Annotated in this window: 11 protein-coding genes; 8 read left to right on the top strand and 3 right to left on the bottom strand. The window is 51.7% G+C overall.

Annotated features, from left to right (window positions below):
* The first annotated feature begins 16 nt into the window (after positions 1 to 16).
* Positions 17 to 3,202 (top strand): YhgE/Pip domain-containing protein, encoded by a 3,186-nt coding sequence (locus tag BBEV_RS02600; RefSeq protein ID WP_069364046.1) that lies wholly within the window; start codon positions 17 to 19, stop codon positions 3,200 to 3,202.
* A gap of 136 nt (positions 3,203 to 3,338) precedes the next feature.
* On the opposite strand, the gene BBEV_RS02605 is transcribed toward BBEV_RS02600, so the two are convergent.
* A complete protein-coding gene (locus BBEV_RS02605) occupies positions 3,339 to 4,535 on the bottom strand; it encodes an iron-containing alcohol dehydrogenase (protein WP_232318255.1) in 1,197 nt (398 codons plus the stop codon).
* Between the two features lie 165 nt (positions 4,536 to 4,700).
* On the opposite strand from BBEV_RS02605, the gene BBEV_RS02610 reads away from it, so the two are divergent.
* Positions 4,701 to 4,973 carry a hypothetical protein gene (locus BBEV_RS02610; RefSeq protein WP_069364048.1) on the top strand — a complete coding sequence of 91 codons (273 nt, stop codon included), beginning with the start codon at positions 4,701 to 4,703 and terminating at the stop codon, positions 4,971 to 4,973.
* 55 nt (positions 4,974 to 5,028) lie between these two features.
* Here BBEV_RS02610 and BBEV_RS02615 read toward each other — a convergent pair whose 3' ends face one another.
* Complete coding sequence (locus BBEV_RS02615; RefSeq protein ID WP_069364049.1) at positions 5,029 to 5,901, bottom strand: YihY/virulence factor BrkB family protein; 873 nt, start codon at positions 5,899 to 5,901, stop codon at positions 5,029 to 5,031.
* Positions 5,898 to 6,845, bottom strand: coding sequence for an alpha/beta hydrolase (locus BBEV_RS02620; RefSeq protein ID WP_198155054.1), 948 nt, complete (start codon positions 6,843 to 6,845; stop codon positions 5,898 to 5,900). The genes BBEV_RS02615 and BBEV_RS02620 overlap by 4 nt, the downstream gene beginning before the upstream one ends.
* A 148-nt stretch (positions 6,846 to 6,993) precedes the next feature.
* On the opposite strand from BBEV_RS02620, the gene BBEV_RS02625 reads away from it, so the two are divergent.
* The 6 genes from BBEV_RS02625 to fliD all read left to right on the top strand — a co-directional run bounded on the left by BBEV_RS02625 (position 6,994) and on the right by fliD (position 13,567).
* The gene (locus BBEV_RS02625) at positions 6,994 to 7,191 is read left to right on the top strand and encodes a YjfB family protein (RefSeq protein WP_069364051.1); all 198 of its coding nucleotides are present in this window, start codon (positions 6,994 to 6,996) and stop codon (positions 7,189 to 7,191) included.
* Positions 7,192 to 7,300: 109 nt separating this feature from the next.
* Positions 7,301 to 7,945 (top strand): SDR family oxidoreductase, encoded by a 645-nt coding sequence (locus BBEV_RS02630; protein WP_069364052.1) that lies wholly within the window; start codon positions 7,301 to 7,303, stop codon positions 7,943 to 7,945.
* A 127-nt stretch (positions 7,946 to 8,072) separates the two neighbouring features.
* Positions 8,073 to 9,161 (top strand): HD-GYP domain-containing protein, encoded by a 1,089-nt coding sequence (locus BBEV_RS02635; protein ID WP_069364053.1) that lies wholly within the window; start codon positions 8,073 to 8,075, stop codon positions 9,159 to 9,161.
* A gap of 316 nt (positions 9,162 to 9,477) precedes the next feature.
* A complete protein-coding gene (locus BBEV_RS02640; protein ID WP_069364054.1) occupies positions 9,478 to 10,569 on the top strand; it encodes an HD-GYP domain-containing protein in 1,092 nt (363 codons plus the stop codon).
* A 113-nt stretch (positions 10,570 to 10,682) separates the two neighbouring features.
* Positions 10,683 to 11,819, top strand: coding sequence for a GGDEF domain-containing protein (locus BBEV_RS02645; protein ID WP_069364055.1), 1,137 nt, complete (start codon positions 10,683 to 10,685; stop codon positions 11,817 to 11,819).
* Between the two features lie 155 nt (positions 11,820 to 11,974).
* Positions 11,975 to 13,567 (top strand): flagellar filament capping protein FliD, encoded by a 1,593-nt coding sequence (fliD, locus tag BBEV_RS02650; RefSeq protein WP_069364056.1) that lies wholly within the window; start codon positions 11,975 to 11,977, stop codon positions 13,565 to 13,567.
* Positions 13,568 to 13,572: the final 5 nt, after the last annotated feature.

Genomic DNA, 13,572 nt, shown 5'->3' on the forward strand with positions numbered 1-13,572 from the left:
ATGGAGGTCATAGGTGATGAAAAACAGTGTGGCAATTTTTCTGCAGGATCTGCGGAATATCAAAAGGGTACCTTTGGTCGGGATGCTGTTCATTGGACTGGCGATCCTGCCTTCTTTATACGCATGGTTTAATTTAAGTGCTGCCTGGGATCCCTACGGAAATACCGGTGGTGTCAGTGTTGCTGTCGTCAATGAGGATGCCGGGGCGGAAGTGGACGGCGAACGGATCGACATCGGTGAGGAACTCGAAGAGTCGCTGATGACGAACGATCAGCTAGGCTGGACGATGGTGGAAGACGAAGAAACAGCCACTGATGGGGTGAAGTCGGGTGACTATTATGCTGCGGTGATGATCCCGGAGGATTTTTCATCGTCGCTCGTGGCCGTGCTCGACGGAGATCCGCAACAGTCCGCGGTGACGTATGTCGTCAATGAAAAAGTGAATGCCATCGCTCCGAAGATGACGGATACGGGTGCTTCGACAATCACCCGGGAGATCAATGAACAGTTTTCAGCGGAAACGTCACGGCTCATGTTCGCACTCTTTGATGAACTGGGAATCCAGCTTGAAGAGGAACTGCCGACGTTTCGGGCCATGAAGGATGTCGTCTTTGAACTCGAAGGGATGATGGGTGATGCCCGGCAGTTCGGGGATACGATCATCGCCCTGGAAGAAGAGTGGGATGAACTCGACGACTATGCGCAAACGATCCAGTCCGTCGAGACGTACATACCGGCCATCGAAGCGTATGCAGAAGGCGTTGTGGCATTGGACGATTCGTTCGATGAGATCACAGAACAAAGTGAAACGATTCTGACCCTGGAGTCGGAGCTTGATCAGTTCGAAGCAGCACTTGATGGATTGAACCGGCTGCAGGCGAGCCTGCCTGAATGGAACGAGGAAGTAGAGGCGGTCTTTGAAGAAGGTGAATCGCTCCAAGGTGAGAGTGATCGCCTGATGGAGGAACTGAACCTCCTCGAGGAGCAGGCAGATAAGTTCCTGCAGGAACTGGACGAGGCCGCCGTCAACTATGAAACGGCAACCGATTTTGCAGAAGACGGGATGATCAGGCTCGATTCAGAGGCTGAACAGTTCAGTCAATCACTTGAGGCGTTAGAGGACAGACTAAAGGACGTGGAAGATCACGAGGCATGGGATAAACTCGAAGCCGCCGCCGGTGAGGTTCAAGAGAACATCGATACGTATCTGGACACGCTTCACGAATTGGAGGCTGTTCTCCTCTGGCTCGAAGAACATGTTGCAGATGCGGATGTCACGCCTGCTCTGGAGGCTGTTCAAAGGCAGCTTGAACGATTGGAAAGCTGGCAGGTGACGCTGGACGATATGGCTGAGAAGCTGGAAGAAGGCGACGTGTCAGAGGAACAAATAGATCGGTGGCTCGAACAGCTGGACGATGCGGCAGACGCAATTGCTTCAGGCATTGAGAGGCTCGAAGAGAATGAGGGCCGGATTGAGCGCCTGATGGGCCGGGCGGTTGAGTCGATTGCCGAGGAAGTGGAACGGTTAGAAGAAGAGGAGCTAGAGGCTTATTTGACCGGCTTCCTCGAGTTCAGCGAAGACGCACTGAAGGAAACGGAACGGCGCCTGGAAGAGCTGGACGAGTGGCTGTCGACCATCGACGGTGACGACGTGGATGACGCTTTGATCGAGCAGGTGAGAGCCCTGAGTGATCAGCTTCAGACAGTGGAGGCCCTGTTGGCAAGTGTAACAACCGGTCTGGAAGCTTTTGCGGCCTATGATGTCGAGGGGCAGTTGGCAGAGGGCCTCGCCCAACTTGATGACGTGATCGATCGGCTGACAACGCTTCAGCAACAACTCGCTGAAGTGGAAGAGGCGCTGTCAGGAGCGTCTCATCCGGTCGAGCCCCTTACCGAGGAAGCGAGTGAGACGATTACGGATACAAGGCGTCAGGTCGACGATGCGCGTTCCTGGCTGATGGGTGACGGGGTGGATTTTGCCACGGACGTAGACGAAGAGATCCGCCGCCAAGGGGACCGGCTTTATGACGCGCTCGACATGTACCAGTCGCTGGTCGCAGATATGCAAAGTGCGCTGGAGCAGGGTCAGGAATCGATCGCGTCCGGCTTTACGTCAGCCCGGGAAGTCACCGAGGCGACGATGCCGGAAGCAGAACAGCGGCTGAACGCGTTGACCGAGGAGTTAAATGCGCGCTACCCGGAGCTTGAAAGACGGGTCACGACGCTTGCCCGGTTTGTCCGGGAGGATCTGCCTGTCGTAGAAAGGCAGGTCCATAGCCTGTCACAGTGGATGCAAGAGGAACTGCCGGAGATCCGCGAGGACTATGAACGGGTGAATGACTGGCTCGAGGAGGACTGGCCGGCAGTGAGTGAAGGGGTGGAAATGCTTTCGGCCTTTGCCTCTGAGGACCTGCCTGTGATCGATGAAGAGATCCGCTCTGTGTCGGATACGGTCCGCGAACTGGAAGAAGACGAGCAGATTCAGGAAATGATTTCAGTGCTTCGTAATGACCTGGCGGAGGAGGAGGCCTTCTTCGCGGAACCGGTGGTGCTTGACGAGAACCAGCTGTTTCCGATTCCGAATTACGGATCGGCCAACGTGCCCTTTTATACCCCGCTTACCCTGTGGGTGGGGGCGCTGCTCTTGAGTAATCTCGTCACAACGAATCTGCATGAAAAAGACCAGCGGGCAGGTTTTACATTACGGCAGATCTACGTCGGCCGGGGCCTCTTGTTCATGGTCATTGCGATTTTACAGGGGCTGATTGTATCGCTTGGGAATCTGCATTTATTAGGGGTCTATGCGGCCCATCCGGTCTGGCTGGTCGTGTTTTCCGTTCTGATTGCCCTCGTCTTCATGACGATCGTGTATACGTTTGCGTCGATTCTCGGCAATATCGGCAAGGCGATTGCCATTGTCTTTCTTGTGTTGCAGTTATCCGGCGGCGGCGGGACGTTCCCGATCGAAGTCACGCCGCCGTTTTTCCAGGCGATACACCCGTTTTTGCCATTCACGTATGCGATTAATCTTCTTCGTGAGGCGGTTGGGGGCATGATTGTTTCAAACGTGCTGTATAACCTGGCGATTCTCGGTGGGTTCTGGGTGCTGTCACTGGTCATCGGGCTCCTGTTGAAGCCGATCCTCGAAGCCCGCATCACAGAAACGTATCAAAAATCAAAGTCGAGCCGCCTGGTTGAGTAGACATGGCTCGTAGAGAGGTACGAACAAAAACCGGCACCCCGTTTTTTCGGAGGTGCCGGTTTTGTACGTATGTCAGAGGACGTTATATCTGAACCGTGTCGAGCAGAAAACGCAGCGCGCGTGGTCGACCTGAACGTCACTGGGCCAGTTCATAAATCCGGAAGACATCGTCTTTTTCAAGCTTGACGAAGTTGCCGATCGGGCCGTTTTCCGTGGCTTTCCGGGCCATTTCTTCAAAGTGCTTGTCGTCGATCTCCACTTCGGAGAGGCGCGTCGGCATACCGATGGAGACGAAAAAGGCTTCGAGCTTGGCAATGCCTTGCAGCGCAGTCTTCTCCAGGTCATCGAGATCGATCTCCACATCGAAGACGCGGTTGGCGAACTGCGCGAAGCGCTTCACGTCGTGCTTGTACACATACTTCATCCACGCCGGGAACATGATCGCCAGTCCTGCCCCGTGGGCAATGTCATAAATGCCGCTGATCTCATGCTCGATGCCGTGCGTGGCCCAGCAGCCGATGCGGCCGACACCAAGGCTGTCGTTATGCGCGATGGTGCCGGCATACATGATTTCGGCCCGGGCGTCATAGTTATGGGATTCGTTCAGGACTTTCGGTGCCTGGTTCATGATCGTGCGCAGCGTGCCTTCACACAGACGGTCGGTGACTTCCACGTGGGTGGAGTTGGTGAAGTACCGCTCGAAAATGTGCGACGTCATGTCCGTGATCCCGCAGGCCGTCTGATAATCAGGCAATGTATAGGTGAGCTCGGGGTTCATGATCGCAAATTTTGGACGCAGTCCCCCGTGACCGAAAGCCTTCTTATAGTCGCCGTCCTGATTGGTGACGACGGTTCCGCCGCTCGTTTCGCTGCCTGCAGCAGGGATGGTCAGCACGACGCCGATCGGGAGGGACTGTTCATACGATGTTTTTCCCGTGAAGAAATCCCAGGCGTCCCCGTCATAATAGACGGCTGCGGCGATCGCTTTGGCGGAGTCGATGACGCTTCCGCCACCGACGGCCAGGATGGCGTCAACCTCTTCGGATCGGCAGAGCTCCACCCCTTCCCGGACCAGAGAAATCAGCGGGTTCGGTTTCACGCCACCGAGTTCGAGGTATTCGACGCCTGCGTCAGTCAGTGACTTTGTGATCCGGTCGTAAAGGCCGCTTTTTTTGATGCTGCCGCCACCGTAGTGAAGCAGCACCTTTTTTCCGATCTGTTTCGTTTCTTCACCGGTTTTGGTTTCCGTGTCTTTCCCGAAAATCAGTTTTGTGGCATTTTCATAGATAAAGTTCTCCATATGTACCCCTCCGTCGCTTGATTTTGCGTTCATTCTCCATTGTAGACGAAACCGTTTTCTCCGGCAAACGTAAGCCTTCCACACGATTTTAGAGATTTCTTGTTACGATCGGGGTTTTCTCCAACGCGGATAACGGGTAGACTGTACGTAATACCTGCTACAGCGGAACATTTTTCCGCAGAAAGGGGGCGCACATACATGGAAATCAATATGTCACTTGCTGCGAACCAGCTGCAGACGCAGCAGCAGAATTACAGTGTTGCAGGACAGCAGCAACGGATGGACGATCTCGGTCAAGAGGATATCAATGCGATTCAGAACATTGATGAGTCGGAAGAGGCCCGGCAGGATCTGCAGGAACGCGACCGCGATGAACGGATGGATGACCAGCGCCTGCGCCAGCAGCAAATGCAGCAGGTCCAGCAAAACGCCCAGCCTTATCTTGGGTCGAACATCGATTTTTTTGCATAACCAACGCGAAAACACCTGCCGCAGGCTCATGCCCGGCAGGTGTTTTCTGTATGGTTCAGATCATATAATCGTCTTCAGGGTCAAGCCGCCTGTCCACATGCCGTCTGCGGTAAATAATGGCGTTGATTTCCGCACCGACGACAAGGATGATGCCGATGAGGAAAAGCCAGAGCATCAGGACGATAATGCCCCCGAGACTGCCGTACGTCTGGGAGAAATTGGCGAAATTACTGATGTAGACAGAGAACCCGAAGCTTGTCAGCTGCCAGGATAACGTGGCAAAGATCGCCCCTGGCAATGTGTAGCGAAACGGAATCTTCTTATTGGGTGCAAGGGTATACAGGACGGCGAAAATCAGACCGAGCAGGCTGATACTCACGACCCATCGAAGCAGCATAAACAGCTCTTCAAGTTCTTCGGTCAAGACCCCGAACGAACTGACGAAGCTGATGATGGTATCCCCCAAAACCGGTAAGAGCAGTGCGATGATCAGGGCAACGATCAGGCCGAACGTGAGGCCGATCGAGATGAGCCTCGCTTTCCAGAACGGGCGGATGACCGTCACATTATAGGCTTCGTTCTGGGCTTTGATAAAGGTATTCATGCCGTTGGACGCGCTCCAGATCGTGCCGAGAACCCCGAATGTCAACAGCCCTGTGCGCTGCTCGGTGATCAGATCGACAATTTGATCCTCGATCATTTCGGCGATATCACCGGGGACGAAGTCATATAAGAGACTGATAATCACATTCGGATCCAGGTTGAAGTACGGAATAATGGAAAGAATCAGAATCAGCATCGGGAACAGCGACAGCATGTAATAGTAGGCCTGGGCCGCCGCAAGGACGGGGACATTGTCCCGTGAGAACTCCTGGGCCAATGCTTTGAAAAAATCGATGACAGATCTGACGGCTTTGTTCTTGATCATCGAAGTGCCTCTTCTTCGCTCAAAATGGTCTCAAGCCAGTTGCGGACATCGTCAAAGACCTCGCGTCGGTTGATTTCGTTGAGCATTTCATGGCGCCCGTTTGGGTACAGGGTCATCGTCACGTCCGTCAGGCCGAGTTGGTCATACATCCTTTTCAGGGTGATGACCCCTGTACCGTTTTTGCCGACCGGGTCACGGTCCCCGGAGATGAGCAGGACCGGAAGCGATTTGGGCACCATGCGGAGGCGCTCAGGTTCGACGAGCTTCGGCAGGGAGGTGAACAGCTCCTTATAAAAAACGATCGGAAAGAGCGTGCCGCAATACGGGTCTGCATCGTAGGAGCGGACCGCTTCAGTGTCCCGGCTGAGCCAGGCGGCGTCACTCAGATCGGCGTCGTCAAAGCCGTCGTTATTTCCGGAGAAAGCGACTTTATCGAGTAACGCGGCGGGTTTCTCACCGCCGAAGAGCCGTTCCTGGATGGCGGCAAGTTTGGCGCCTAGGCATACATCGATTCCCGCGTTCACCGTCGTTCCGCTCAAGATCACACCGTCAATCAGGCGTCCGTAGCGGATCATGAATTCCTGGGTGATGAAGGAACCGAAACTGTGACCGAGTAGAATGACCGGGGTATCCGGAAAGCGCGTCTTGAATGTTTCGACGAGGACGCGCTGATCCTCGACAATTTTGTGGAACCCGTCCGACCCGATTTGACCGAGCAAATGGTCAGCCCCTGCTGTGCGTCCATGCCCCCGGTGATCGGAAGCGGCGACGGCATAGCCCTGTTTATTGAGGTAGCTGGCAAACGCTTCATAGCGCCCACCGTGTTCAGCCATACCGTGGGCGATCAGGACCAGGGCTTTTGGTGAAGGGATAGCGGTCCATTGGTAGACGAATAAGGGTTGATTGTCATACCCGTTCAACTTGCTTCCTTGCAGCTGTTGCATCATAATTCCCCCTTTTGCGCTTTCTGTCTGCCTATATTATACAGCAGAATGCGTCAAAAGCGAATCCCGAATGGATTTTTCCTGAGGACTGGAAAAGGACGATGGCGCTGCCGATATAACCTTTGAACCTGAAAGAAGGAGGGGTAGAGTGGATATTGCGATGATGTCCATCGCCATGCACCAGGGCCAGGCACAGCAGCAGGCGTCCATGGCTGTGATGAAAAAGTCCATGGCGTTGGCGAAAGGACAAACCGAGGTCCTTGAGAAGCTGATGGATTCAGCGGACCTCCAGGCACCACAGGCAAGCCATCCCCACTTGGGCGGAAAGCTTGACGTTTCCGTCTGAATGCATTGCACCGCTCCGAACTTTTGGGGCGGTGTTTCGTTTGTCAGGTGAGGTGGAATGAGGAAAGTGGAACGACAGGAACCTCATTTGACGAAAGGATGTTGAACAGATGAACGTATTTGTGATTGGATCCAACGGCCAGATCGGCCGCCATTTGGTGAAACAGCTGCAGGAACACGACGGGCATACCGTCACCGCGATGGTTCGGAATAAAGAACAGGCCGAGGCGCTTTTGGCTGACGGGGTGAAAGCGGAAGTCGCCGATCTTGAGGGACCGGTTGCCGGATTGAAGGAAGTCATGTCCGGCTGCGACGCGGTGGTGTTCACGGCCGGATCCGGTGGGAGTACCGGTGCGGATAAGACCTTATTGATCGATCTCGATGGCGCTGTAAAGACCATGGAAGCGGCCGAAGCAGCGGGGATTGACCGGTATCTGCTGGTCAGTGCGATCCAGGCGCACCACCGCGAGAACTGGAATGAGAAGATCCGGCACTATTTTGCGGCCAAGCACTATGCGGATCGCATGCTCGAGTTGTCGTCACTGAATTATACCATTGTGCGGCCGGGTGGCTTACTGAATGAGCCGGGGACCGGTAAAATCAAAGCGAAGAAGGACTTGGAGCGCGCGTTTATTCCGCGTGAAGACGTGGCCCGCACAATCGTCGCAGCGCTCGATGAGCCGAATACGTACCGAAAAGGGTTCGATTTGATCTCCGGCGAACACACCCCAAGTGAAGCGTTGAAATCGTTATAACAATCCGTGAGGATCTTCTGTGACTGGCAGGAGATCCTTTTTCTTCGTTTCCATGGAAAAAGATGAGCGCAATTCCTGTGAATTCTGATAAAATAAGAGTGAGTGAAGTCCCAAAGGAGGCAAACGCATGCATATCATTACACTTCAGCACAATGCGCATAAGGCACTGGACCGGAAGCTCGCCAGGGACATTTTATCCGAAAGTGGTTTTACCCTTTTACGGGAAGGCATGGTCATTACCCCGAATCATATCCGGTTGTTACGGATGTATGGAATTGAAACGGTTCCTGTTTATGGCCATACGTCGTTTCTTGAACAGCTGGATGCGAAAGTGAAAGAGCAGCATCAGCCGTTTGTGAAGGCGTACAGGGAATCCTTCAATGAGATGAAACGGCTGTTTTCTTCTGCTGAGGAAGATCAGGTGCCAAATCTTGAGAAGACCCTCGATTCCTTCGAATCGCTTATCAGTGAAGCACTGGAATCGTACAGTCTGTTCGAAGTGCTCCAACAGCTTGAAGGGCATGACGGGTATCTTCTCCGGCACTCGATTCATGTTGGCTTATTGACGGCCTTGATGGCCCGGTTAATGAAAAAATCCGAAGAAGACATCATGATATACGGCAAAGCAGGGCTTCTGCATGATATTGGAATGATCAAAGCGCCTGCGGGGGTGTTTAACGATTCCCGCGAGCTGACGGAGGCGGAATGGAAAGAAGTGCGCCGTCACCCGCAAATCGGTTATGAGCTGCTCAAGGATACCGGCGTGCCTCAGCCGGTGCTCGATGCCGCGTTGTATCATCATGAGCGCATGGACGGCAGCGGCTACCTCGAAGGGTTGAAAGGGGACGATATTCCGGAAGTGGCGGCACTGATTGCGATTGCCGACGTGTTTGATGCGGTGTCCTCAGACCGGGTCCACCGCAAGAAGCTTGCACCGATGGAAGCCTTGAAAACCGTGAACGATGAGATTTATCGGGGGAAGCTCTCGGTCCGTTGCGGCCTGGTCTTTCTCGAGCATATGACTAGCACATACACCGGAACGACCGTCTATTTGTCCGATGGGCGATTCGCGCAGATTGTCCGCTACAATGCAAAGGATTTGGAGAATCCATTGATCAGTCTCGATGGTCACGTTCTGCCGCTCAAGGAGTTGAAAGGTCTCACCATCGAAGACATTGCGGATAACCGCATCCATGAACTGAATAAACAGGAGTGACTGTTGAAACGACCAACCGGATCGGGGTTTATCCCCTGATCCGGTTGTTTTTGTGTTGTGTGCAATTGATTGATGACGATGGCCTCTCTTTTGACGGATAGAGGACTGCTTGCGGCGAACTTTGCAGGACATATGTCTCTATAAAAAGGAAGATGGGTATACGTTTGGCAGATATTATTGGTAAAATGATGTATTTTATGGTTAGATTAGCGTATAATGGATATCATATCATGCAATAAAATGAATAAACTGATAATAGTAGTGGCATGGTCACGGTTATTCATATGGAGATCATCAGACAGGGGACGTGTGTTACATGGAATGGATCAGTGTTCAGAAAAACGCGCATCAAGTCATTGACAGAGAACTTGCGGATAATGTCATTTCCAGTGAGGGACTGACACTTTTACGAGAAGGTATGATTCTCCGGACCCGGCATATTCCGATGCTGAAACGAAACGGAATCACCACCGTTCCGGTGGGGGAATATGCTGCAGTCATCGATCAGCTGGACCAGAAGTTTCATCAGGACTATCCATCATTTGCAAAAGCTTATAAAAAACAGTTTACGATGCTCAAAGAGGTCTTCAACAGGGTTCAAAACCATGAACCGCCGGAGCTCGATCAGCTGGTTGACGGCTTTACGGAGCTGTTGGATGAGGCGATGGATTCGGTGAACCTGTTTGAGTTATTGCAACAGATGCAGGGACATAATGATTATACATACCGCCACAGTATTCATGTGGCGCTCTTGGGAGCACTCGTGGCAAAAATCGTCAAACTTCCGGAAGAGATGATCATCGATATCGGCCGGGCTGGCCTCCTGCACGACATTGGGAAGCTCCGGGTATCCAATGCGATCATCGATAAACCGGAGAAGCTGACAGAGAATGAATTTGCTATGATCCAGGAGCATTGTGAACTGGGGTATGAGCTGTTGAACAACTATACGGATGTGAACCAGACGATCCTGGACGGCACGCTGTCGCACCATGAACGACTCGACGGCTCCGGGTATCCTTTTGGCTTGAAAGGCGAGGAGATTCCGGTATCTGCTGCTGTCCTCGGCGTGGTGGATGTGTTCGATGCCATTTCATCAGACCGCGCTTATCAGAAAAAATCGTCACCGCTTACGGCCCTCTCGGTCATTATTGAGGAAATTTACAAAGGGAAGCTCGATATCAAGTACGGCTTACCTTTCGTAAACTATATGCTGGATGCCTATACTGCCTCAGACGTGATTTTATCCGATGGTCGGCTGGCCAAAATCGTCCGAATTGAAATTGATTCTGTGGAGAATCCATTGATTCAGACGAAGGAAGGTGTCTACCCATTAAAAGAATTACAAGGTGTGGAAATCATGGACATTGCTGACCGTCATGCGAAAGCAGTGATTGAGAATCATTGATTTCAGATATTTCGTCACCAGAATCTATATGATTCGACAAATTTCTTGTGATTCGGCGCTTTTTTCTCTATGATAAAAAGTGAAGTCTGTTGCAGGATTAAGGTGGCAAAGTGATGACACTTACAAAAGAGGAAGCCACGGGACTCAAACACCGTGAATGGATCGATAAAACAATTAAATACTACTGGTATCTGATCATTGTTGCTGTTGCAGCGGAGATTTTCGCTATGATGGTCACATTGATCGTCGAACCACAGGCCTTCTGGAGCGACATCCGGCAAGTGCTTGTCTATCCGACTGTGGCTCAGGTGACGGTCCTGATCGTGATTTCCTGGGTGTATAAAAAACAATACACCGAAAATGAATACCTGTTGATGGTTGTCGGGACGATCCTGGCGTTTATCCTTGTGGCATCGAACAATGGTCTGGCGGGTGCCCCGCTGATTCTGCTTTTGCCAATGATGATTTCAATCCTGTTTTTCAACCGGAATGTAGTGATCTTCAGCTACGTAACGAACGTTCTTGCGTATCTGCTGGCAGTCGCGATATTCCCCGATCTTGGGGAGTACTTGCGGATTTATGAATTCATTGCCTATGTTTATATTTTCTCAGCGGGATTCATTATTCTTCTTGCTGTTCAGGAGCGGACTGACGAAGTGATTGAGATTCTCCGGCAAAAAATCGATCAGGAGCAGGAACTTATGGTACGCAACACGATCATGGAAAGGCTCTCCAAGTTGGATGCGCCGACGGGTCTGTACAATCATAAGACATTCCAGGAATATTTCTCGTTTCTGTTTGATCAAAGCCGGGGCGGTGACTATCACTTTCAGCTCGCGATGCTTGATATTGATGATTTTAAGCAGGTGAACGATACCTATGGGCACGCCGTGGGAGATAAAATCCTGGAGCGGATTGCAAGGGTGATCGATACACATGTGGACGCTAACGACATCGCTTCGCGCTATGGCGGGGAAGAGTTTGCGATTTTATTTACCGGCAGCTCGTTCGACGATGCGAAAGCGGTTATGGAAAATATACGGGAAAGTACAAAAGCACTGCAGCACACAGAAATGGGCGGCGTCAATGTCACGATCAGCTGCGGCCTTGTGGCGTATGAAGGGGAACGTGAGGCTACGGAATTGTTTGACCGCGCAGACCGCCTGTTGTACCAAGCGAAGGAGAATGGAAAAAATCGTGTGGAAACCGATTATTTACCGCATGAGCAAAAAAAACATTCCGAAGGCTAAACATTTCCTGTGGAGTACCGATAGTAGAACTGACAGATACGTACGATTTGAAAACAGAAAAGCCGTGGACGCGCATTTCCGACCACCTTTTCTGTTTTCTTTTTTACACTTCAGGAAGTTTTCTTTACAGCTCTTCAAGAAAGGGATGAGGCCTTATGGACATGCGAATGACAGGATTTGCATCCGGAATGGATATTAATCAAATGGTCAGTGACCTGATGCGCGCTGAACGTCAGCCGATGGAGCGCATGGAGCAGGACCAGCAGGAACTGATCCTGCAAATGGACAAGTACCGGGAAGTGAACCGGGATTTCATGCAGTTTCGGGATAATACCTTTGATTCGGTGCTGCGAAGCTCCAATATGACAGCGCAAAATGCAACCAGTTCAAATGAAGCAGCAGTCAGTGCGTCGGCCTCCACAGCTGCAGCACAAGGCACGTATACGTTCAGTGATGTCAGCTTGGCAGAGTCGACGACGAATGTATCCGAAGATAGAATTGGACCTGAAGGTGCAGATTACAACGATTCATTAACCGAAGTTTTCGGGGAGGATCTGGAAACGGAAAATGGTAAAGTCTCTTTCGACATCACAACATACGGGCCCGATGGGGAAACGATCGATGGCAATTTCAGCTTCGATCCGGATAATACAACCTTGTCGGAGGTCTTTTCTGAAATCAGTAATTCTGATCTTGGCATTCAGGCCTATTTCGATACGGACGGGGGACGTGTGTCATTAACCAGGACGGACACGGGATCATTTAATGATGAAGGGCCTGAAATTAATTTTCAGACGAATGGTGAAGAGAGTGCTTTTTTCAACAATAACTTGAACTTGTATACCGAATCTGCTGAAGATGAGGATGGTAATACTATTATTGCAGGTGAGCAAGCTGGTTCCAACGCAAGATTTACCATGAACGGTTTGGCGATGGAACGTCAATCCAACAGTTTTGATATTGACGGTCTTCGGGTAGATCTCAATCAGAACATGGGTAATGGCCAGCAGGCGACCGTCCGGGTGGAAACCGACACGGATAACATCGTGGAAAACATCACCGCGTTCGTCGACGAATACAACGACATGATCAGTGGTCTGGATGAAGTGGTCTCAGAAGAATATTACCGGGATTATGCACCGTTGACACAGGATCAGATGCGGGAAATGGAAGAGCACGAAATTGAAAATTGGAACGAGCGGGCAGAGAGCGGCTTGCTCCGGCGGGATTCCACGATAAATAATGCGCTCAACCAGTTCCGGATGGACTTTTATAATTCAGTGGACACAGGTGATGAAAACCAATCCTTCAGCCAGCTGACAGAGATCGGGATCACGACAACAAGTGATTTTCGGGACCGTGGTAAACTCGAGATAAATGAAGCGGAATTGCGTAATGCCGTCGAACAGGATGCAGAGGGCGTCTTTCAATTGTTTGCCGCTGACGGGGAAGAAGGCAACAGTGAACAGCGGGGAATCGCCCACAGACTCCGGGACACTGCGAGCAATGCCATCAATGAAATTGGAAACCGCGTAGGAAGAACGGAGTCACCCGGTTCGATGCAGAATTCGACGCTTGGGCGGGAACTGTTGAGTGTGGAAGATCAGATGTCCAATTTTGAGCGGCGCATGCAGCAGGTGGAAGAGCGCTACTGGAGTCAGTTCACCGCCATGGAACAGGCGATGGCGGAGGCGAATGCCCAGGCGGAACAAATGATGTCTCAGCTCGGTGGTATGCAGGGACAATAAGGATT

Source organism: Salisediminibacterium beveridgei (assembly GCF_001721685.1).
Lineage (GTDB): Bacteria > Bacillota > Bacilli > Bacillales > Salisediminibacteriaceae > Salisediminibacterium > Salisediminibacterium beveridgei.